Genomic DNA, 22822 nt, shown 5'->3' on the forward strand with positions numbered 1-22822 from the left:
TCGTTTCTACCTCAGTTTCAGGGTGGCAAGGCCGACCAGGACCAGAATCACGGTGATGATCCAGAAACGGACAATCACGCGCGGCTCAGGCCAGCCCTTGAGTTCAAAGTGGTGGTGAATCGGCGCCATGCGGAACACACGGCGCCCGGTCAATTTGAAGGAGGCCACCTGGATGACCACCGACAGGGTTTCCATCACGAACACACCGCCCATGATGAACAGCACGATTTCCTGGCGAACGATCACCGCGATGGTGCCCAGGGCCGCGCCCAGCGCCAGTGCGCCGACGTCACCCATGAAGACTTGTGCGGGATAGGTGTTAAACCACAGGAAGCCCAGGCCCGCACCAATCAATGCGCCGCAGAACACAATCAGTTCACCGGCACCCGGCACATAGGGGATCAGCAGGTATTCGGCGAATTTCACGTTACCCGACAGGTAGCAGAAGATGCCGAGCGCACCGCCGACCATCACCGTCGGCATGATCGCCAGGCCATCGAGGCCGTCGGTCAGGTTCACCGCGTTGCTGGAGCCGACGATGACGAAGTACGTCAGTACGACAAAGCCAATGCCCAGTGGAATGCTGGCGTCCTTGAGCATCGGGATGATCAAGGTGGTTTCCACGGCGCTTGGCGCGGTGGTGTAGAGGAAGATCGCAGCGGCAAGGCCGAACACCGACTGCCAGAAATACTTCCAGCGGCTTGGCAGCCCTTTGGAGTTTTTCTCGATGACCTTGCGGTAGTCATCGACCCAGCCGATAGCGCCGAACAACAGGGTCACCAGCAACACCACCCACACGTAGCGGTTGTGCAGGTCAGCCCAGAGCAAGGTGCTGATGCCGATGGACGACAGGATCAATGCACCGCCCATGGTCGGGGTGCCAGATTTGGACAGGTGCGACTGCGGGCCGTCATTACGAACCGATTGACCAATTTGCAGGTTCTGCAGGGTGCGGATCATCCACGGCCCCAGGAACAGCGACAAAGACAGCGCAGTCAGCACACCCAGGATCCCGCGCAGGGTCAGGTACTGAAAGACCGCGAAGCCTTTGTGGAACTGTTGCAGATACTCAGCCAGCAGCAGCAGCATTAATGTTTCTCCGTACTTGAGCCACACAAGGCCGCGACGACGTTTTCCATCACCGCGCTGCGCGATCCCTTGATCAAAATGGTTGTGTGTTTGTCGTGTTCAGCCACGCCCAGCGCCTGGATCAACTCGGCCTGGGTCGCGAAATGCCGCGCGCCAGGGCCGAAGGCCGCGACGGCGTGAGCCATGTGCGGGCCAACGGCGTAGAGGGCGTCGACTTTGTCGCTGGCGTAGACACCGACTTCGCGATGGGACTGTTCGGCCCAATCGCCCAGTTCGGCGATGTCGCCCAGCACCAGCACCTTGCGCCCGTCGAAGCCTTTGAGCAGGTCAATGGCGGCGCAGACCGAGGACTGGTTGGCGTTATAGGTGTCATCGATCACGCGCATGCCGTTGGTCGCCAGTTGCGCCACCGTGCGGCCCTTGACCGGCTGTACCGCGCCCAGACCGGTGGCGATACCGAACAGCGAAACGCCCAGGGCGTAAGCAGCAGCGGCGGCAGCCAAGGCATTGGCGACGTTGTGGTTGCCCAGCAGATTCAACTGCACATGCTCACGCCCTTGCGGGGTGTGCAAGGTAAAGGATGGGCAGCCACGGGCATCGACGGTGATGTCGGATGCATGGAAATCGGCCGTGGCGTTCAGCACGGCAAACGTCAGGACCTTGCGACCGGCGGCACGTACACGCCAGGTCTCGAAGGCCTTGTCGTCCAGATTCAATACAGCGGTGCCCGAGGCATCCAGGCCTTCGAGGATTTCACCCTTGGCCTCGACGATTTTCTCCGGGCCGCCGAACTCGCCCACATGGGCAGTTCCGGCGTTGTTGATGATCGCGACGTGGGGTTTGGTCAGCGCCACGGTGTAGGCGATTTCGCCGATGCGCGAAGCGCCCAGTTCGATCACCGCCGCCGTGTGTTCCGGGGCCAGTTCGAGCAGGGTCAACGGTGCGCCGAAATCATTGTTCAGGTTGCCACGTGTAGCGAGCACCGGCCCGCGCGTACGCAGGACACCGGCGAGCAGCTCCTTGACCGTGGTCTTGCCGCTGGAACCGGTGATGGCGGCCACGGGTTTATCGAAGGCAGCACGGTTCAGCGCCCCGAGCTGGCCCAGGGCCAGGCGTGTATCGGCCACCAGCAATTGCGGCAAGGTCGAATCCGCCACTTCGCGCTGCACCAAAGCACCGACGGCGCCTTTGGCGGCGACTTCATTCAGGTAGTCGTGACCGTCGAAACGCGGCCCGGCCAGGGCGACGAACAATTGGCCCGGCTTGATTGCGCGGCTGTCGATGCTGACACCATTGAAACTGCAATCACCGGACAGCACACGGCCCGACAGGGGCTGGGTCAGTTCGCTGAACTTCATGGCTTTAAGCATGGGCGACCTCCCAGGCAGTCAAGGCGTGATCAGCCTCGACCAGATCGGAGAAGGCATGGCGTTGGCCGTTGATTTCCTGGTAATCCTCGTGGCCTTTACCGGCCAGGACCACCACGTCGTCAGCGCTGGCGCTGGCGATCAATTGGGCAATGGCCGCGCCACGACCGGCGACGAAGGCAACCTTGGACACGTCCTGGAAGCCTGCGCGGATGTCAGCGAAAATCTGGCTCGGGTCTTCACTGCGCGGATTGTCGTCGGTGACGAGCACACCATCGGCCAGACGCTCGACGATTTCAGCCATCAACGGGCGTTTGCCACGGTCACGGTCACCGCCACAGCCAAACAGGCAGAGCAACTTGCCCTTGGCGTGGGGGCGCAGGGCCAGCAGGACCTTTTCCAGCGCATCCGGGGTGTGAGCGTAATCGACCACCACCAGCGGCTGCGTGCCCCCACCCAGACGCTGCATGCGCCCAGCGGGGCCTTCCAGCTTCGGCAGCACGCGCAGGATTTCATCCAGGGCGTAATCCAGGCCAAGCAATGCGCCGACAGCGGCGAGGAGATTGCTCAGGTTGAAGCGCCCGAGCAGAGTGCTGCGCAAATGGTGTTCGCCTTGTGGCGTCACCAGCGTGGCACGCACGCCTTCGTCATTGAACTGGGCTTCGCGGCAATACAGGTACGCGCTGGCGTCTTCCAGGCTGTAGCTGATCAGGCGAGCTTCGTGGTCCTCGGCAGCGAGTCGGCGGCCAAAGGCATCGTCCAGGTTGACCACCCGGCACTTGAGGTCATTCCAGGCAAACAGCCTGGCCTTCTCGGCGGCGTAGGCCTCCATGGTGCCGTGGTAGTCCAGGTGATCGCGGGACAGGTTGGTCATCACTGCCACATCAAAGGCCAGGGCCGTCACACGCCCCTGATGCAGGCCGTGGGACGAGACTTCCATGGCGACCGCCTTGGCTCCGGCCTTTTTCAGGTCAGCCAGGGTCGCTTGCACGGCAATCGGGTTTGGCGTGGTGTGCAGGCCGCTTTGCAGCGCGCCATAGAAGCCCGTGCCGAGGGTGCCGACGATGCCGCAATGCTGGCCCAACAGGTCGAGGGCCTGGGCGACCAATTGGGTCACGCTGGTCTTGCCGTTGGTACCGGTCACGCCAATCAGGTTCAAGTGGCGGCTCGGGTCACCATAGAAGCGCCCGGCGATGTCCGACAGCTGCGCGGCCAGGCCCTTGACCGGAATCAACGGCACGTCAGTGATCGGCAGCACGGTCGCGCCTTCCACTTCATAGGCCACGGCCGCCGCACCGCGTTGCAAGGCATCGGCGATATGCGCACGGCCATCGTACTTGCCGCCCGGCACCGCCAGGAACAGGTCCCCGGCGCGTACGTTGCGGCTGTCCAGGCTCAACTCGCGAATCAGCAGATCGCGACCGGCGTGGGCAAAAATCTTGTTCAGGCTCAAGGACATCAGCCGCGCCCTCCATTGGCTTTGGCAGCAGCGGCCGGTGGTCCGGCGTTCGCTTGTTGGGTCGGCGGCAGGTTATCCGGCGTGATGTTCATCAGGCGCAGGGTGCCCGACATCACTTTGCTGAACACCGGCGCCGATACCAGGCCACCGAAGTAACCGGCTTTGCTTGGTTCATCGATCACAACCACGATGGCGTAGCGCGGGTCGCTCATCGGGCCGAAGCCGGCGAACAGCGAGCGGTAGGAGTTCTCGGCGTAACCCTTGGTACCCACCGACGTCTTACGTGCCGTACCGGACTTGCCTGCCACGTGATACGCCGGCACCTGGGCGCGGAAGACACCGCGCGGCGCTTCGATCACTTGTTGCAGCATGCCTTGCATGGTCTTGGCGACGTTTTCCGGGATCACCTGGGTGGCTTTCGGCGCTTCGTCAACGTGGATCAGGCTCAGCGGCACCATGCGGCCATTGTTGGCCAGCACCGAGAAGGCGTGGGCCAGTTGGATGGCGGTGACGGACAGGCCGTAGCCGTAGGAAAGCGTGGCCGTCTCGGCTTTTTTCCAGTCGCGATAGTTCGGCAGGTTGCCGACGCGCTCACCCGGGAAGTCGAGGCCGGTGGGTTGGCCCAGGCCGATTTTTTGCGCCAGGTGGTAGATGGTTTCGCCGCCAATATCGAAGGCCACCTTACTCATGCCCACGTTACTGGAGTTGATCAGGATACCTGTCAAATCCAGCACCGGCCCTTCGGTACGGGACACGTCACGAATGGTGTATTTGCCCAACTGCAGGGTGCCTGGATACACCTCGACCTTGTCGCTGGGCTTCCAGCGGCCGGTTTCCAGGGCAGCACTCATGGAGATGGCTTTCATGGTCGAACCCGGCTCGAACACGTCGATCATTGCACGATTGCGCATCATCGCCGGTTGCAGGTTGCGACGGTTGTTCGGGTTGTAGGTCGGCTGGTTGACCATGGCGAGGATCTCGCCGGTCTTCACGTCCATGATCACCAGGCTGCCGGCCTTGGCGCCGTTCTCGATGATCGCGTTGCGCAGCTCGCGGTTGGCCAGGTATTGCAGGCGCAGGTCAATCGACAACGCCAAGGGCTTACCGGCCTTGGCGTTTTTGGTGACCTGGACATCCTTGATCAGTCTGCCGCGCCGATCCTTGATGACCTGTCGTTTGCCGGGGACCCCGGCCAGCCATTCATCGTAGGCCAGCTCCACACCTTCGCGGCCATGGTCATCGATGTCGGTAAAACCCACCATATGGGCGGTGGTTTCACCGGCCGGATAGAAACGACGGAATTCCTCGATGCCGTAGACACCGGGGACTTTAAGGTCGAGCACCTGCTGGCCCTGCTCGGGGGTCAGGCCGCGCACCAGGTAGATGAACTCTTTATTGGCCTGGGCTTCCAGGCGCTCGGCCAAGGCCTTCGGGTCCTGGCCCAGGGCGGCGGCGAGTTGCGGCCATTTGTCCTTGGCCACCTGCAGTTCCTTGGCGTTGGCCCACAGGGTAGTCACCGGGGTACTGACAGCCAGTGGTTCGCCGTTACGGTCAGTGATCAGGCCACGGTGCGCAGGTATCGGAATATGCCGCAGGCTGCGGGCATCGCCCTGGCCAATCAGGAAGTCGCGGTCAACCACTTGCAGGTCGATGATGCGCCAGGCGATCGCGCCGACCATCAGGGCCAACAAGCCCAGCACCAGACGGAAGCGCCACGGGTAAAGTGCACCTTCGAGCTTCATCATGGCGCCACCATGCGAACTTCGGCCGCGCCCGGGATGTGCATTTTCAGTTGCTCGGTCGCCAGCACTTCAATACGGCTGTGGGCCGTCCAGGTGCTCTGCTCCAGAATCAGCCGGCCCCACTCCGCCTGGGCTTTATCACGCACACTCAATTCCCCGTACAGGGTGTTGAGCAGTTGACGATTCCAGTGGGCGCTGTAGGACACCGCAATCGCGGACACCAGCACGCCGATAAACAGCAGCAGCATAAAAAAGCTGCCGCCCGGAAGGGGCTTGGCGAAAAGCTTGCTCACCGCAACTTCTCCGCGACACGCATGACAGCGCTACGGGAACGTGGGTTGGCCTTGAGTTCGGCTTCGGAAGCGAACTGCGCTTTGCCATGGATTTTGATTTTTGGCACGAAGGCTTCGAAACGCACCGGCAGGTTGCGCGGCAGGTTGTCGGACTCGCCCTTGACCAGGCGGCGCATGAACAGTTTGACGATACGGTCTTCCAGGGAGTGGAAGCTGATCACCACCAGGCGACCACCCACTTCCAAGGCTTCCAGTGCGGCTTCGAGGCCGGCTTCCAGATCGCCCAATTCGTTGTTGACGTGAATACGCAGGCCCTGGAATGCGCGGGTAGCCGGGTTCTTGCCCTTTTCCCAGGCAGGATTGGCGACTTTCAGCACTTCGGCCAGGTCGGCGGTGCGCTCGAACGGCTGGACTTCCCGACGCTCGACCACGGCACGGGCCATGCGCCCGGCGAAGCGCTCTTCACCGTATTCCTTGAACACGCGGGCGATTTCTTCCACTGGCGCGGTGGCGATGAACTGGGCAGCACTGACACCACGGGTCGGGTCCATGCGCATGTCGAGCGGGCCGTCGTTCATGAAGCTGAAGCCGCGCTCCGGATCATCGAGCTGCGGCGAAGACACGCCCAGGTCGAGCAAAACCCCGGCCACCTTGCCCGCCATGCCGCGCTCGGCAACTTCCGCGCCCAGCTCGGCAAAGCTGCGCTGCACAACGACAAAGCGGCCGTCTTCGGCCGCTAGCGCTTGCCCGGTGGCAATCGCTTGGGGGTCTTTATCGAATCCGAGGAGCTTGCCGTCGGGCCCGAGCTGGCTGAGTATCAACCGGCTGTGCCCGCCTCTGCCGAAGGTGCCATCCAAATAGCAGCCATCCGCGCGTACGGCGAGAGCCTCAACGGCTTCGTCAAGCAGTACGGTGATGTGGTTAAAGCCGCTATCAATAGTCACAGGATCAAATCACGCAGTTCATCAGGCATGGCGCCCGGTTGTTGAATAGCAGCCAGGTCCGCTGCAGAAACAGCGTCCCAGGCATCTTCGTCCCACAATTGGAACTTGTTCAGTTGGCCCACCAGCATTGCGCGCTTATCCAGCTTGGCGTACTCGCGCAGACGCGGAGGCACCAGGAAACGACCGCTGCCATCGAGCTCGAGGTCGACGGCATTACCAATCAGCAAACGCTGCAGGCGGCGGTTCTCTTCACGCAATGAAGGCAAAGCGCGCAACTTGGTTTCAATCAACTCCCACTCATCGAGCGGGTAAACACACAAACAAGGGTCAACGGCATCGATGGTGATAATCAACTGCCCGGAACTTCGCGAAATGAGCTCGTCACGATACCGGCTCGGCATGGCGAGACGGCCTTTTGCATCGAGACTGATAGCGTTAGCTCCGCGAAACACAGATGCGTTTCTCCAAATTTTAGCGTTTTACGTTCAAAAAACCCACTTTGTGCCACTTTCCGCCACTTGCGCACACTATAGGAATGCGGCCACCACACCGTCAAGGCGCGGATTCAAGGAAAAGCCTTACAGAACGGAGATTTAGGAGCGTAAAGGGAGGAGAAACCAGAGTTCGGCGATGTTTTGGGCCCAACAAGCACAAATAGCTCAAAGAGCTATGGCTCATAGTTAATGTAATTTATTAAGAGTAAGATTTTTTTGGTATTACGAAGATGCATCTGCCAATGATTCAGCAGGGAGGGATTCTTGCGTTACTACCGGTTTTCTGCCCGAGATTCGGACAGAAGGAAAAAGGTGGAGAGTCGATCTATAAGCCGGGTTCTGTCTTGAACAGTCATTCGTCTACGATGGCCATCACTGGACATCTTTAGCAACCTACCCGGTCCCAGCGCGGGCCACGCCTTGGGACCCTATTTGGTCTTGCTCCAAGTGGGGTTTACCTAGCCACGAACTGTTGCCAGTCGTGCGGTGCGCTCTTACCGCACCTTTTCACCCTTACCGGCACCGAAGTGCTTAGGCGGTTATTTTCTGTGGCACTTTCCGTAGGCTCACGCCTCCCAGGCATTACCTGGCACTTCGCCCTATGGAGCCCGGACTTTCCTCCCCCTCCTAATTTTCATAGAAGGCAGCGACTGTCCAATCGACTCTCCGCCGCGCAGATTAACGGCACGAGGGACTTAGGACAAGTACTAAAAGCATAGCAGTGCCATCACCTTCAGACGAAATACCGGCTTACCCCCGGAACTATTCGGTTTTCTGTTTATCCAGCGCAACTTGATACAACACATTCTTGCGCACCCCGGTAATTTCCGCCGCCAGGGCTGCCGCGCGCTTAAGGGGCATTTCCTTGAGTAACAGATCAAGGATGCGCATGGCTTCGCTGCCCACCGCGTCTTCGGACTCTGGCGCACTCCAGCCCGCCACCAGCACCACGCATTCGCCTCGTTGCTGATTGCTGTCACCCTCGACAAACGCGCGCAACGCTTCCAGCGGCAGGCCCTTGAGGGTCTCGAAGGTCTTGGTAATCTCCCGCGCCAACAGTGCAAGGCGTTCACCACCGAACACCAGCTCCATATCCTGCAGACATTCCAGAATACGGTGGGGAGCCTCATAGAAGATCAATGTACGCGGCTCTTCCTTTAACGCTTGGAGCCGAGCACGACGCCCGACCGCCTTGGCCGGCAGGAAGCCCTCGAAAATAAAACGATCGGAGGGCAATCCAGCTGCCGATAAAGCGGCAATCAGCGCGCATGCGCCCGGAACAGGCACTACATTGATACCCGCAGCACGCGCCTGGCGAACCAGGTGATAACCCGGATCAGAGATCAGCGGGGTACCGGCATCGGAGATCAGCGCCACGTCATCACCTGCCAGCAGGCGCGTGATAAAACGACTGCCTTCTTCGCGCTCGTTATGCTCATGGCACGCAGCCAATGGCGTGCTGATACCAAAATGCTGCATCAGACGCTGGGAGTGCCGGGTGTCTTCCGCTGCGATCAATTTAACGTCGCGCAACACTTTCAGCGCCCGCGCACTGATATCGTCCAGGTTGCCAATGGGCGTCGCCACGACAAAAAGCGAGCCTGCAGTGGAATTCAAAGGACCTGGAGCAGTCAAAACGCACACCTCGATGGTTGGCAAAAGCCACATTGTAGCGCGTAGACGCCTTGAAAATATGCCATCGAAGCCGATGCCTTTTCAGCCGTGCACAGCCAATCGCAACATTTACACGACCTAAATCGACAGTTTCACGCCAGTAACATCGCGCCTGGGCCAGTGCTTGGGTACAATTCCACGCTAATTTGATCGGTATCAGGACACTTACATGATCGCTTGCCTGCGGCTGCTCTCCGCCCTTTGCCTCGCTGCCTTGTTGGCCGCTTGCGCCAGCTCGCCCTCGTCCAGCCTTGGCGACCTTCCACGGACCCCGGATGCCAGTATCGAGCAACTGCTCGAACAGGCGACCACCGCCAAGACGCCAGAAAAGGCGGCCTTGCTGCGCCTGAGTGCGGCTGACATGGCCTACCGCCAGAACAACCCCGGCCGCTCGTCGCAGATCCTTGCGCAGGTGCCGCTGGATGTTCTCAAACCCGCCGCACAAATCTTTGCCAGCACCCTGGCCGCCGAACTGGCGATGACGCGCAACCAGCCCAAGGCTGCGTTGACCGCCCTGAACCACCCTAGCCTGCAAAGCCTGAAGGATCTGCCGCCCGAGCAGCAGATCCGCACCGGCACCGTGCACGCTCGCGCCTATGAAGCCGATGGCCAGACCCTGGCCGCGGCTCGCGAGCGTGTGGCCATGGCGCCATTGCTCAGCGGTGATGCCGCCAAGAGCAACCACGAAGCCATCTGGACGTTGATTGCCGCACTCCCGGCCGAGCAACTGCAAGCCAGCGGCAACCCGACAATGGACGGCTGGATCACCCTGGCCCAGGCCGTCAAGGGCGCTGGCACCCTGGAGCAACAACAGGCGGCGATCGACACCTGGCGCGCGCAGAACCCAGGGCACCCGGCGGCCGTGCAACTGCCAACCCCGCTGACCAAGCTCAAGGAACTCGCCAGCCAGCCCCTGAACAAGATCGCCCTGCTGCTGCCACAGGAAGGCCCGCTGGCGTCCGTCGGCAAGGCGCTGCGTGAAGGTTTCATGGCTGCGCATTACCAGGCCGAGCAAGCCGGCCAGCGACCGCCGGTGATCGAGTTCTACGACAGCTCGCGCCTGACCTCCCTCGACGACTTCTACGCCAAGGCCCAGGCTGCCGGCGTGCAACTGGTCGTCGGTCCGCTGGAAAAACCACTGGTCAAACAGCTCAGCGCACGTCCGCAATTACCGATCACCACCCTGGCACTGAACTACAGCGAGACCGATCAAAGCCCGGCCCAGCTGTTCCAGTTCGGCCTGGCCGCTGAAGACGAAGCCCGCGAAGTCTCACGTCGCGCCCGTGCCGATGGCCTGCACCGCGCCGCTGCCATGGTGCCGCGTGGCGAATGGGGCGAGCGCGTCTACAAAGCCTTCCGCCAGGATTGGGAAGCCAATGGCGGCACCGTCGTAGGCGTCGAGTACGTCGACCAGCCGGTCGCCCTTGCACAGCAGATCGCCGACTTGTTCCAACTGCGCAAAAGCGAAGGCCGCGCCAAGAGCCTGCAAAGCACCGTCGGCACCGACGTGGCCGCGCAACCTTCGCGTCGCCAGGACATCGAGTTCATCTTCCTGGCCGTGACCCCGCAACTGGCCCAGCAGATCAAGCCGACCCTTAACTTCCAATACGCCGGTGATGTACCGGTGTACGCCACGTCCCACGTATTCAGTGCCAGCGGCGACAAGAACCAGTACCTGGACATGACCAACGTGATGTTCTGCGAAACCCCTTGGCTGCTCAACACCACCGACCCGCTGCGCAACCAGGTCGCCGCGCAATGGCCACAAGCCAATGGCAGCCTCGGCCGCCTGTATGCAATGGGTGTCGATGCCTACCGCCTGGCGCCACGCCTGGGTCAGCTCAAGGCCCTGCCGGATACACGGGTTGATGGCCTTTCGGGCAGCCTGGGTATCAGCCCCAACCAGCGCGTCGACCGCCAGATGCCATGGGCGAAATTCGTCGGCGGCGAGGTCCAGCGCCTGCCTGATACCCCACGCTGATGCCTGAGCGGTCCAGCGCAAAAAGCGGCAAGGATGCCGAACTTCAAGCTCTGAAATACCTGCAACAACAGGGTCTGCGCCTTCTGGCGCAGAACTGGTTGTGTAAACGCGGCGAGCTTGATCTGGTCATGCTTGACGGCGATACAGTAGTATTCGTCGAAGTCCGCTACAGAAAACACGCACAATGGGGTGGCGCGCTCGCCAGTATTGACGGGCGCAAGCGTCAGAAGCTGATACTCGCCGCGCAGTACTTCCTACTCAAGGAGCACCGCTGGTCTGACTCCCCCTGCCGTTTCGATGTGGTTGCCATGGAAAGCACACCGGCAGGCCTTGCTGATCTGACCTGGCTCAAAGACGCCTTCGACAGCTGATTCGCCGGACATTTTCACCACACACTTTTGCTCTTTGCTTTGCGGGCTGCACATACCTGTGCCAAACAGCCGCGCTACTTAAGGTCACACAGATGGACATGCAATCCCGAATTCGCCAGCTTTTCCAGGCCAGCATCGACACCAAGCAACAGGCGATGGACGTACTTGCACCGCACATCGAGCAAGCCAGTCAGGTCATGGTCAATGCCTTGCTCAACGAGGGCAAAATGCTTTCGTGCGGCAACGGCGGTTCGGCCGGCGATGCCCAGCATTTCTCGTCCGAACTGCTCAACCGCTTCGAGCGCGAGCGGCCGAGCCTGCCGGCCATTGCCTTGACCACAGATTCGTCGACGATCACCTCGATCGCCAACGACTACAGCTACAACGAAATCTTCTCCAAGCAAATCCGTGCCCTGGGCCAACCGGGTGATGTGTTGCTGGCGATTTCCACCAGCGGCAACTCGGCGAATATTATTCAGGCGATCCAGGCCGCACATGATCGTGAAATGATTGTCGTAGCATTGACCGGACGCGATGGCGGCGGCATGGCGTCGCTGCTGTTGCCCGAGGATGTGGAGATTCGCGTCCCGGCCACTGTCACCGCACGTATTCAGGAAGTCCATCTGCTGGCGATCCACTGCCTGTGCGATCTGATCGACAGCCAACTGTTCGGGAGTGAAGAATGACCGTTAAACGCCTCAGCCTATTGGCCATCACGCTATGCCTCAGCATCAGCGGGTGCAGCACGGCAATCACTGCGACACGTGACACCCCCATCCAGGACGACAAGGGCACCCGTACCTTTGGCAGCAAGATCGACGACTCGTTGATCGAAACAAAGGTCGAAGTCAACATCGCCAAGGCCGCGCCAGACCTGGGCAACGGCGCGTCGCGTATCGTCGTGACCAGCTTCAACGGCGTGGTACTGCTTGCCGGGCAAACACCGCGCGCCGACCTGAAAGCCCAGGCCGAACAAGCGGCCTCGGCCGTTCAACGGGTCAAGAAGGTGCACAATGAATTGCAGGTGATGGACCCGATCACCCTGCTGGCTATCAGCAACGATGCCTTGCTGACCACCAAGATCAAGGCGCAGATGCTGACCGATAACGCGATTCCTGGCTCGCGCATCAAAGTCGTCACCGACAACGGTATCGTTTACCTGATGGGCTTGCTGACCCAGGCGGAAGCGACCCGCGCGGCCAACCTGGTGCAAGGTGTGTCAGGCGTGCAGAAAATTGTGAAGGTGTTTGAATACATCGACTGATCTGAACGCAATAAAAAGGGCGCTGTGCATTGACTGCACAGCGCCCTTTTTAGTGGCCGGCGTTTATTGGTACTGCTGGTACGGATTGCCCTGGAATTGATTGTTCTGCTGGGGCGCTTGTTGCTGGCCTGCAGGCTGGCCGTACTGCTGGCCAGGGATCGGACCGAGGTTCACTTCGACACGACGGTTCTGCGCACGGCCGTTAACGTCGGCGTTGCTGGCAATCGGATTATCCGGACCGGCACCGCGTGCGCTCAGGTTGGCACCGTTGACGCCTTGCGAGGTCAGGTAGTTGGCCACGCTCTGCGCGCGACGCTGGGACAGGTCCATATTCAGCTGACGGCTGCCGGTACTGTCGGTGTAACCGACAATCTGGATGGTGTTCTGATTGAATTGCTTGAGGGAGTTGGCCAGGTTGTTCAGCGGCTGGTAGAAGCTGCTGGAGATCGCGTCCGAGTTGGTGGCAAATGTGATATTGCCCGGCATGATCAGCTTGATCTGGTCGCCCTGGCGCTGAACTTCAACCCCGGTATTGGCCATGCTTTCGCGCAGTTTCTTTTCCTGCTGGTCGGCATAGTAGCCATAGCCAGCCGCACCTGCACCGGCAACCACCGCGCCGATCAGCGCGCCCTTGCCACGGTTGTTATGGTCGATGGCCGCACCGGCCAGTGCGCCGGCCAGGGCACCAAGGCCGCCGTACTTGGCGGTTTTACTCATGCCGCCTTGCGATCCATTATTTGCCTGTCCCTGGCTGCCGTCATATGGATTAGGTGAAGCGCAGCCAGACAACAGGGCTACGGCAGTAGCGACAACAAGCAGACGACGCGGAGTGAACATGAAGGAAGCTCCTACTTTTGCATTCTGTGGTGCAGAGGACATAGGCAATGGACCTGTGCCGAGTTTGGAACGCGACAAACGGTAAAAATTCCGCAACCGCATCCAGAGCTGTAACAAAAAACTGGCCAGGATTACCGCTACAGAAACCGTAGCAGAAGCAGGCTGAACGCGACCTGTGTTTTTGCTACAGCAATTCTCCAGACACCACAGCGCCGAAAGCTGGACTACCGACGTGCCCTGCCCCATTACGCGCGCACAAAGGGATTCTCACGCATCTCATCCCCCAACCGCGTATCCGGGCCGTGACCGGTTACCACCGTCGCGCCCTCATCCAACGTATAGAGCCGCTGCTTGATCGAACGCACGATCGCCGCCTGGTCGCCGCCCCACAAATCCGTTCGCCCTACGCCGCGTCGAAACAAGGTGTCGCCAGCAATCAGGAGCTTGGCATCGGCAAACCAGAAACTCATCGAACCGGGTGTGTGCCCCGGCGTATGCAGCGCCACGCCACAGCCGCAGGCCAACGCTTCATCATCGACCAGCCATTGGTCTGGCGAAGGCACCGGAGTGTAGGGCACACCGAACATCTGGCACTGCATTTCCAGGTTGTCCCAGAGAAACTGATCATCCTTGTGCAGGTGCAGGGTGGCACCGGTTTTCTCCTTCAACTGGCCGGAGGCGAGGAAGTGATCGAGATGGGCGTGGGTGTGGATGATGCTCACCACCTTCAAGCCCAGTGCATCGAGGCGCGCCAGGATCAATTCGTGGTTGCCACCGGGGTCGACCACGATGGCTTTTTTAGTGATGGGGTCACCGATGATGGTGCAGTTGCACTGCAACGGGCCGACGGGAAAGGTTTCACGGATGAGAGTCGGCTTGGCGGTGGTCATGGGCGGTCCTCCAGTGCAAATGAATTATCGTTTTCCGGCGAGCATCGCCAAAATAATTGCACTATTAAACCAGACTGGGTGCGCTTCGCAGCCCAACGCGGGCAAGCTCGCCCGCCGTAAGGTTTACGTTTCAGCCAATCAACCTCAACTCTTGCGCCCGCGCCACCGCCTGGGTTCGTCGCTCCACCCCCAACTTGCTGTTGATATGGCTGGCGTGGGTCTTGACCGTATGCAGGGAGATGAACAGGCGGTTGCTGATTTCCTGGTTCGAGCACCCCTGGGCGATCAATTGCAGCACCGCCAATTCACGGGCGCTCAGGACTTCATGACCAGGCGACGGCTCCGCGACCGCAACGGCCGGCAGCAGCGCCAAGAGGCTCTGGTTCAGCAAGCCGTGAGGGTCCTTGCCAAGCTGTTCGCGCATCCACTGCGGGTAACCTTCGAGCAAACGCTGGAACGGCTGCAATGCCCCTCCCGAGCCGGCCTCCAGCGCCCGCGCCAACACCGGCCGTGCCTTGGCTTCCTGGCCGTTTTCCAGCAGCAGTTGCGCCTGCTGGGTCAACGCCATCAGCGCAATCATTTGTCGCCCACTGTTGTGCGCCTGTTGCGCCAGGTCTTCAAGACGCTCCAACGCCGCATCCGCTTGATGGCGAATCGCATCGAGGGCGGCCTGTTGCAGCCCGATATGTTGCGGCAGGTGCGGATGAAACTCCGGCGCGGCAGCCGCGTGTTGACCATTATAGGTTTGCCCCAACCGCGTCAGCCAGGCGTCAGCCAGGTCGGTGCGGCCCTGGGCCAGCCACAATTCGCATTTGATCAGGGTGATCATCGCCAGGTAGTAGATCGGCGGCACGTCCCAGATGTGCATCAAGCGCTCGGCCTCGGCCAGTTCGGCGAAGGCTTTGGGGAAGTCGTTACGGCGCCCTTCGAAGTTGGCGATCACACAATGGCCGATTAGTACGCTGATGTCGCGACAGGCGCGCGCTTCAACCAGCCCGGCCCGCAGACGAGCAAGGCCGGCCTCAGGCTGATAGCGCGCCAGCAGCAAATAACCTTCATAGAGCGACAATCGCGCACGCACGGCGTACAACCGCTGCGGCGCCAGGCCCTGCAGGCGTTGCAGGCCCTGGCGAACCTCATCGAGGGAACGCAGGATTTCGCCGCGCGCCTGCAACACTCGCGCACGGTCGTAATGGGCCAGCGCTTCGAACAGCGGGTTTCCGACCCGCTGCGCCAATTCCAGGGACTCGCGGTTCAGGCCGCGGGCGCGCCACAGGTCGGCGTCGACAATGGCCAGGTTGGACAAGGTCGACAGGCACATCAGACGCTGGCCATAGCGACGCTGCGGCAAACTTTCCAAGGCTTCGCTGCAATAACGCTGGGTCAATTCGCGGTCACCGCGACCACGCGCGATAATCCCGCTGAGCGCCAGCCACTGGGCCAGCATCGACTTCTGCGCCGTGGCCGACGGTGCCGGCAGGAAGCGACTGAGGTAACTGGACAACTCTTCCGCCGCATCCAACTGGCACGCCAGCCCCAGGGCCCAGCTATAGAGCACGATCAACCGGGGTGTACTGATCAGCAGGCTATCGGGCAAGTCCATTTTCCAGCGCAGCAGCATGCCGACGTTCTGTTCGGCCAGCAGTTGCTCTTCGGACAGGTTCTGTACCAGGTTGGCGGCCACATCCAGATGGCCGGCACGCAATGCCTGTTCCACCGCCTCATCGATCAAGCCTTGCGCGTTGAACCAGCGGCAGGCCCGCAGGTGCAGGCTGGCTGCCGGTAACAGCGCGGTGCTGGTGGCGCGGCGCGTGCGCAGCAGGTCCGAAAACAGATGGTGGTAACGGTACCAGTGACCCTGCTCGTCCAGAGGTACCAGAAAAACCTGGTGGGCTTGCAGGTAGCGCAGGATTTCCGCGCTGTCATGGGCTTCGCGCACGGCGTCGCACAGCTCGCTGCAAAAGCGTTCCTGAGGGGCAGTATCGAACAGAAAGGCCTGCACTTCGGGCGGCAGGCAATCGATCACCTCTTCGAGCAGGTAATCACGGATCAGCCCTTCCCCGCCGTGCAGGCTTTGCGGCAAAGAGCCTTCGTTACCGGCCTCGGAGGCGGCGAGCAGCCAGAAACGCAGCCCGGCGACCCAACCCTCGCTGCGGCGGATCAGGTTATCCAGCGCCTCGCCACGCAATGAACTGCTGTGGCGATCCAGCACGGCCAGGGATTCGTCGTGAGTCAGGCGCAGATCCTGCTCATGCAGCTCCAGTAGATGGCGTGACAAGCGCAGGCGCGCCAGGTGCCAGTCCGGGCGCTGGCGGCTGGTGACCAGCACCACCAGGCCATCGGGTAAATGATTGAGGAAAAATTGCAGGCAGCGATCCAGTACCGGGCCCTGGGCCAGATGGTAGTCATCCAGTACCAGCAACAGCGGCGTGCGCGTGGACAAATGCACGGTCAGCTCATCGAGCAGGCCATCGAGCCATTCTTCAAAGGCAAAGGGTTGATGACGCTGGCGCATTTTCAGCAGCCCCAGGGACTGGGCGCCGATTTGCGGGAAGTATTGTTGCAGCCCGTCGAGCAGGCGCTCGAGGAAACGGCCAGGGTCGTTGTCCCGGGGGCTCAGGCCCAGCCACAGGCTTTGCCAATGGGCCGGCAAGCCCTGGCAGAACTCCACCGCCAATGAGCTCTTGCCGAACCCCGCGGGTGCACTGACCAGCAACAGTCGCCCGTCCAGCCCTGCACTCAGCCGTTCGCACAGACGGGGGCGCAGCACGTAGCCGTCAGGCAGCGGCGGCCTGTAGAAGCGACCTTCCAGGGACGGGACGACCGCGCTGGAAGGCCCCTGGATTCGAGACAGATCAGTCATCGCCGGGCTCTTGTAGAAGGCTGTTATCGGCATTGCAGATGTCCGCAGACTAGCGGTAAAAGCGGAGGGTTTGTAGATCTTTGCAACAATTGACTGAAAATAACTGCGACAAGAAATATCGGCACAACCCAAAAGTGAGAGGGGGCTTGCTCCCGATAGCGGCGGACCAGTCAATGCATGCGCTGACTGCCACATCACTATCGGGAGCAAGCCCCCTCCCACATTGAGGCACTAGTGCAATTTAGCGAACACCGTCCTGGCGCAGGGCCGCGGGGGTGAAATCGCTGGTGGTGGCGGTGAAGCCGAAATCATAGGCCTGCTTCTCTTCGTTCTTCATGCCCAGGGCCAGGTAGCGGCCGGACTGCAGGTCGTAGAGCGTTTCCAGGGCGTACCACGGCACTTGCTTGTCGTAGTAGTTCTCGGCATGGGCTTCGGCGACACGCCACAGTTGGCCGCGACCGTCATAGTGATCGATCACGGCCGCTTGCCAGGTGTCTTCGTCGATGAAGAAGTCACGCTTGGCATAGATGTGGCGCTGGCCTTCCTTCAGGGTCGCGACCACGTGCCAGACGCGGCGCAGCTCATAGCGTGCGAGGTCCTGGTTGATGTGGCCGGCCTTGATGATGTCGACGTACTTGAGCTTAGGATCGTCGATTTTGTAGCTGTTGGAGGCGATGTAGATTTCTTTCTTGCCTTCCAGCTTCCAGTCGTAGCGGTCCGGTGCACCGTTGTACATATCGAGGTTGTCGGAGGTACGCAGGCCATCGGCAGCGGTACCCGGCCCGTCATACGACACCTGCGGCGCGCGGCGCACACGACGCTGGCCGGCGTTGTAGACCCACGCCGAGCGCGGCTCCTTCACCTGGTCCAGGGTTTCATGCACCAACAGCACACCCCCGGCCAGTCGGGCCGGCGCGGTCACTTGCTGCTTGAAGTAGAACAGCACGTTGCCTGGGTTTTTCGGGTCGAAGTCCTTCATTTTGTCGCGGAACACGAACTGGTCTTTGAAATACACCAGGCTGAACGAGCCGTTGGTTTGCGGCGTGGCCTGGGTCACCAGGCGGGTCACGCTGCCGCCGCGATAACGGGTGATGTGGTTCCAGATCACCTCGACGCCGCTTTTCGGGATCGGGAACGGCACGGCGGTTTCAAAGTTTTCCAGGCCGTTACCGCCAGACACCAGGTTGGTGTTGGTGGCGTTCTTCTTGATGGCGGCAAACACATCGGCCGGCACGGTGGCGCCGCGATGGGTCGGGTAGACCGGCATCTTGAAGGTGTCCGGGTAGCGCTTGAACATCGCGTACTGCCCAGGGGCCAGCTTGTCTTTGTACTGCTCGACGTTCTGCGCGGTGATGGTGAATTGCGGTTGTTCACTGGCGTACGGGTTGGCCAGGAAACCACGGGCATCGACCGCGCCGGCATTGGTCGGCAGCGGCGACCACTTAGGAATGGTGCCTGCCGCGTTACCGGCCATTTCGGCGCCCATCGGAGTCAGGGTCGTGCCCAGCTTGGCAGCTTCATCCGCCGAGACTGCCGCCATGACGTTGCTCGCCAGGATCGACAGCCCGAGCACACCGACGTGCAACAGACTTTTAGTTATTTTCATGTTCTGGTCTTCCTGAAATGCAGTGTGCTTAGAAGTTCACGCCGAGGCTCAGAGCAACGAAGTCGCGATCATTCACCGTTGAGAAATCACCGCCGAAGAAGTTGGTGTAGTTCAGGCTGGCGGTGTAGGTGTTCTGGTATTCGGCATCCAGGCCCAAGCTGACGGCTTTGCGGCCCTCTTCGAAGTTGGCGCCCGGACCAGGGGAGTAACCCTTGACGTCATGGGACCACGCCACGTTTGGCTTGAGGTTCACGCCTGCGAAGACGTCCGGGTATTCCCAGATGGCACGTGCGCGGTAGCCCCAGGACGTGGCAGTGGTGAAGCCATCGTTATTGCAGTTGGTATTGAGGCTGGAGGCGTTAGCCAGCCCCCCACCCTGAGCAGTCGAGTTGTTCAGCGTAGTACAGAAACCGCCAGGCAACGTACCAGGGCCGAAGACCGGATCACGCCCGTAACGAGCCTCGGATTTGCTTTCCAATCCCCCCACGTGTGTCACACCGATTTCAGCGACGGTGGTCAAGCGGCTGGCGCCCATCACTTGGTCGAAGAAGTGCGTGAACGTGGTCTGGAACTGGGTGACCTCCTTACGGTTGTAGCCATGCAGATCCTGGCCTGGACTGCCTTTCAACACAGAAGCATTCCCGTAGCCTGGCAGCGGCGTGACACCGGCGTAGAGAATGTCGGTGGTGCTCAATTGCACAGGGGCATTAGGGCGATAGCTCAACTCACCGCTCCATGCTGTGCCTGTCGGCAAGGTGGTGGAGAAGCTCAAACCATAAAGGCGAATGTCTTCAGGGTACTCGATGAAATAGTTGGAATTACCCGCGACAACCAGCGGACGCAACGTGCCTGGAAGCCCGATAGGCCCCGTGTAAGCAGACTGTGGCGCGCCCTGCGCACTGAAAATCGGCGCACGGCTGTGGTAGTTCATGAAGTACGCACCGAACTCCGTGTCCAGCGGCTCGAAGTTGTAATGGAAGGCAACACCGAATTGGCCGCTATCGCGCGCGTCACGATCGGCACCACGACGAACGAGGACGCCCTCGTTATTGACATCCACACCATTGGCGGCAAGACCTGGAAGGACAGCCCCCGGCAAGAAGCGTCGACTGTTGAGTACCCGCAGGTTGTCACTGCAGCCATCGGAAACGACGTCCGGCTGCGAAAAGAACGTACCGCAGTTGTCCGTGACAGTCTGGTCCCACTCCAACTGATAGAACGCTTCCGCCGACAGGTTATCGGTCAAGGTTTGCGACACATAGAACATGTTGACCGGAATCAAGCCTTCCTTGATTTCGGCGCCCGGACGACGGAATGCAGACACATCGATCGGGTTGATGGAGTTGATGCCACCGCCGATGAAGGTGCTTTCCCCCCAGCTCACCACCTGCTTACCGAAGCGCACCGCCCCTGGCTGATCTGCAATCGAATAGTTGTGATAAACGAACGCATCGAGAATCTGGCCGCCAGAAGACTTGGCGCCCTCTTTGCGGTTGTTGTCGCTGATGTCCTTGAACTCCCGGCTTTCATCCTTGAGTTCAAAGTCATACCAGTACTTGCCACGCACAAACACACCGGTATCGCCGTACTTCAGTTCCAGGTCATGAATGCCCTTGAAGATCTTCGAGAACGTCTCGCCGCGCTTGAAGTTCAAGTGGCCGTCATCGGAGGTCTGGGACAAGCCCTTGCCGCCGTTGTTGACGCCGATCAGATCGCGGTTGGGCTTGGCTGTCGACCAACTCGCCCCCACCGACAGCGACGAGTCAAAGCTCCCTTCGATTTCACCGATATTGAAACTGACGCCGAATGCGGGCCCGGCGAGCGTAGAGGCGAGACTGACGGCCAGGGGCAGTCGCGCCCGGCGCCAGAACTGGTTTACTGAGGTCATCGACGCTACTCCATGTGCATTATTGTTATGGCAGTGAGTTCTTTCTGTGATGCATGTAACGGCCGGAATACAACGATTCCAATGCCGCCCGGCAACCGGGCCCCCATGGCCCGAAGCGCAACATCCTTGAAAAACTCTGAAGGGGACTATAGCCAGCAGGGGGTACCGCTTGATCCCTCTAAAGTGTGATTTGCACCACCAACCCGTCTACCACAGCCCTTTCGCCACGCCGACGAAGGCCGGCGCGGAAAGGATGGCTGAAAATGGGCAAATCACAAGTGAAGCGTTGAGATAGAGCGCTGCCGTGCCCCGAGGGCACGGCAAATCACCTCAAAGGGTGGACAGGAACGTACTGTTGTTGGCTTGCCATTCGATGATGTCAATGCGGATACGTTTTTTGTCGAGCTTGCCGACACTGGTCTTGGGAATTTCCGTAACAACGGCGATCTGGCTTGGAATCGCCCACTTGCTCAAATGGCCCAATTCGACAAAAGGCTTGAGGTGTTCCTTGAGCTCGCGGGCCCCTATAACATGGCCATCACGCACCACCAACAGGGCAAACGGGCGCTCGCCCCACTGCGGGTCGGCGATGCCCACCACCGCTACTTCGCGTACCGCCGGGTGGCGGCTGACCAGGTCTTCGAGCGCCAGGGAGGAGATCCACTCGCCGCCCGTCTTGATCACGTCCTTGATGCGGTCGCGGATGTCGATCACGCCAAACGCGTCGAGGGTGGCTACGTCGCCGGTGTGCATCCAGCCACCGTCCCACAGCTCAGCGCCCTTTTGCGGTTCGTTGTAATAACCCTCGGTCAGCCACGGCGCGCGCAGCACCAGTTCGCCCTGGGACTCGCCGTCGGCGGGCAGGAAATTCCCCTCAGCGTCCATGATCGCCGCGTCCACCAAGGGCCCGGGCACGCCGGCCTTGATGCGGTAGGTAGTGCGCTCGTCCTCGGTGCCGGCCATCAGCTCGTCATTGAGGTGGGCACAGGACACCAACGGCCCGGTCTCGGACATGCCGTACGCAGCGGTCAGCTGAATCCCACGGGCCTTGGCCGCTTCATACAGCGTGCGGTTGAGGGCACTGCCGCCGATGACGATTTTCCAGCCGCCAAAATCAACGCCCTGGGCCGCCTTGGCGTTGAGCACCATTTGCAGGATGGTCGGCACACAGTGGGAAAAGGTGACCTTTTCCTTGCGCCACAGCTCCACCAGGTATTCCGGGTCATAGCGGCCGGGGTAGACCTGCTTCAGGCCGAGCATGGTCGCCACATACGGCAGGCCCCAGGCATGCACATGGAACATCGGCGTGATCGGCATATACACATCGTTGGTGCCCAGCAGACGCACGCTGTCGACACAGCCCATGATGGTCGCCACGCCGATGGTGTGCAGCACCAGTTGGCGATGGGTGAAGTACACACCCTTGGGATTGCCGGTGGTACCGGTGGTGTAGAAGGTGGTGGCGACGGAATGTTCGTCGAAATCCTGGAAATCGTACTTCGGGCTGGCAGCGGCCAACAGGGTTTCGTACTCGCCCACCAGGTTGGGCAGCTCGGCGGTTTTTTCGGCCGCGTCAGTCAGCAGCAACGTCTTGTCGACCGTGGTGAGCTGCCCGGCAATGGCCTGGTAGAGCCCCACGAACTCGCTGTTGACCAGTACGAAGCGGTCCTCGGCGTGGTTCACGGTGTAGAGAATCTGCTCCGGCGACAGGCGCACGTTGATGGTGTGGATCACCGCGCCGATCATCGGGATGGCGAACATGCACTCCAGGTAACGGTGACTGTCCCAATCCATCACCGCCACGGTGTCACCGGCCTTGACCCCGGCTTCCGTGAGCACATTGGCCAGGCGCGCGACCCGTTCGATCAGCGTGGGGTAGGTATAGCGCAGCTTGTCGCGATAGATGATTTCCCGGGTCTTCTCGTAGCGGGTACCGGACATCAACAGGCGCTTGATCAACAGCGGATATTGGTAGGCGCCTTCGGCGGGCGGGATAACACGGGTCTGCAACATACGAATCCCTTTTTATGACTGCACGGTCTTGGCTTGAAGACCTGCAC

18 protein-coding genes and 1 other RNA gene are annotated in these 22822 nt (G+C 60.6%); 4 read left to right on the forward strand and 15 right to left on the reverse strand.

Translation table 11 applies throughout. From position 1 onward, the window contains the following. Positions 1-6: 6 nt before the first annotated feature. The 9 genes from mraY to rsmI form a co-directional block, all read right to left on the reverse strand. Positions 7-1089 (reverse strand): phospho-N-acetylmuramoyl-pentapeptide-transferase, encoded by a 1083-nt coding sequence (gene mraY / locus AC1Q6I_RS08930; RefSeq protein ID WP_003171875.1) that lies wholly within the window; start codon positions 1087-1089, stop codon positions 7-9. Next, positions 1089-2459, reverse strand: a complete 1371-nt coding sequence (locus tag AC1Q6I_RS08935; RefSeq protein WP_102624398.1) for a UDP-N-acetylmuramoyl-tripeptide--D-alanyl-D-alanine ligase — start codon at positions 2457-2459, stop codon at positions 1089-1091. Before AC1Q6I_RS08935 ends, mraY begins: the two co-directional genes overlap by 1 nt. Further along, entirely contained in the window at positions 2452-3915 is a 1464-nt protein-coding gene (locus AC1Q6I_RS08940; protein ID WP_024073514.1) for a UDP-N-acetylmuramoyl-L-alanyl-D-glutamate--2,6-diaminopimelate ligase, read from the reverse strand. Before AC1Q6I_RS08940 ends, AC1Q6I_RS08935 begins: the two co-directional genes overlap by 8 nt. After that, entirely contained in the window at positions 3915-5657 is a 1743-nt protein-coding gene (locus tag AC1Q6I_RS08945; protein WP_168232483.1) for a peptidoglycan D,D-transpeptidase FtsI family protein, read from the reverse strand. Before AC1Q6I_RS08945 ends, AC1Q6I_RS08940 begins: the two co-directional genes overlap by 1 nt. Continuing rightward, positions 5657-5950, reverse strand: a complete 294-nt coding sequence (gene ftsL / locus AC1Q6I_RS08950; protein WP_003171871.1) for a cell division protein FtsL — start codon at positions 5948-5950, stop codon at positions 5657-5659. The genes AC1Q6I_RS08945 and ftsL overlap by 1 nt, the downstream gene beginning before the upstream one ends. Beyond that, positions 5947-6894, reverse strand: coding sequence for a 16S rRNA (cytosine(1402)-N(4))-methyltransferase RsmH (rsmH, locus tag AC1Q6I_RS08955; RefSeq protein ID WP_371858343.1), 948 nt, complete (start codon positions 6892-6894; stop codon positions 5947-5949). Before rsmH ends, ftsL begins: the two co-directional genes overlap by 4 nt. After that, positions 6891-7346, reverse strand: coding sequence for a division/cell wall cluster transcriptional repressor MraZ (gene mraZ, locus AC1Q6I_RS08960; protein ID WP_003171868.1), 456 nt, complete (start codon positions 7344-7346; stop codon positions 6891-6893). Before mraZ ends, rsmH begins: the two co-directional genes overlap by 4 nt. Positions 7347-7700: 354 nt before the next feature. Continuing rightward, positions 7701-8054, reverse strand: an RNA gene (rnpB, locus tag AC1Q6I_RS08965) — RNase P RNA component class A. 96 nt (positions 8055-8150) lie between these two features. Next, on the reverse strand, positions 8151-9056 hold the full coding sequence (rsmI, locus tag AC1Q6I_RS08970; protein ID WP_024073512.1) for a 16S rRNA (cytidine(1402)-2'-O)-methyltransferase: 906 nt from the start codon (positions 9054-9056) through the stop codon (positions 8151-8153). 175 nt (positions 9057-9231) lie between these two features. On the opposite strand from rsmI, the gene AC1Q6I_RS08975 reads away from it, so the two are divergent. From AC1Q6I_RS08975 to AC1Q6I_RS08990, 4 genes are all read left to right on the forward strand, one after another. Further along, positions 9232-11043 (forward strand): penicillin-binding protein activator, encoded by a 1812-nt coding sequence (locus tag AC1Q6I_RS08975; protein WP_102624399.1) that lies wholly within the window; start codon positions 9232-9234, stop codon positions 11041-11043. After that, a complete protein-coding gene (locus AC1Q6I_RS08980) occupies positions 11043-11414 on the forward strand; it encodes a YraN family protein (protein ID WP_024073510.1) in 372 nt (123 codons plus the stop codon). The genes AC1Q6I_RS08975 and AC1Q6I_RS08980 overlap by 1 nt, the downstream gene beginning before the upstream one ends. Positions 11415-11506: 92 nt before the next feature. Continuing rightward, positions 11507-12100: a phosphoheptose isomerase gene (locus AC1Q6I_RS08985; RefSeq protein WP_024073509.1), complete on the forward strand. Its 594-nt coding sequence runs from the start codon at positions 11507-11509 to the stop codon at positions 12098-12100. Continuing rightward, the gene (locus AC1Q6I_RS08990; RefSeq protein ID WP_102624400.1) at positions 12097-12678 is read left to right on the forward strand and encodes a BON domain-containing protein; all 582 of its coding nucleotides are present in this window, start codon (positions 12097-12099) and stop codon (positions 12676-12678) included. The genes AC1Q6I_RS08985 and AC1Q6I_RS08990 overlap by 4 nt, the downstream gene beginning before the upstream one ends. A 63-nt stretch (positions 12679-12741) precedes the next feature. Here the strand turns inward: AC1Q6I_RS08990 and AC1Q6I_RS08995 are convergent, their stop codons facing one another. The 6 genes from AC1Q6I_RS08995 to AC1Q6I_RS09020 form a co-directional block, all read right to left on the reverse strand. Beyond that, the gene (locus tag AC1Q6I_RS08995) at positions 12742-13515 is read right to left on the reverse strand and encodes a YiaD family glycine zipper/OmpA-like lipoprotein (RefSeq protein ID WP_024073507.1); all 774 of its coding nucleotides are present in this window, start codon (positions 13513-13515) and stop codon (positions 12742-12744) included. 245 nt (positions 13516-13760) lie between these two features. Continuing rightward, positions 13761-14405 (reverse strand): MBL fold metallo-hydrolase, encoded by a 645-nt coding sequence (locus AC1Q6I_RS09000; protein ID WP_024073506.1) that lies wholly within the window; start codon positions 14403-14405, stop codon positions 13761-13763. Positions 14406-14535: 130 nt separating this feature from the next. After that, positions 14536-17268 (reverse strand): winged helix-turn-helix domain-containing protein, encoded by a 2733-nt coding sequence (locus tag AC1Q6I_RS09005; RefSeq protein ID WP_024073505.1) that lies wholly within the window; start codon positions 17266-17268, stop codon positions 14536-14538. A gap of 241 nt (positions 17269-17509) precedes the next feature. Continuing rightward, positions 17510-18874 (reverse strand): DUF1329 domain-containing protein, encoded by a 1365-nt coding sequence (locus tag AC1Q6I_RS09010; RefSeq protein ID WP_024073504.1) that lies wholly within the window; start codon positions 18872-18874, stop codon positions 17510-17512. Between the two features lie 28 nt (positions 18875-18902). Next, complete coding sequence (locus tag AC1Q6I_RS09015) at positions 18903-20762, reverse strand: DUF1302 domain-containing protein (RefSeq protein ID WP_024073503.1); 1860 nt, start codon at positions 20760-20762, stop codon at positions 18903-18905. 330 nt (positions 20763-21092) lie between these two features. Next, entirely contained in the window at positions 21093-22775 is a 1683-nt protein-coding gene (locus AC1Q6I_RS09020; RefSeq protein WP_102624401.1) for a fatty acid--CoA ligase, read from the reverse strand. Positions 22776-22822 lie beyond the last annotated feature (47 nt).

The sequence above is a fragment of the Pseudomonas sp. MPR-R2A5 genome, assembly GCF_058793055.1.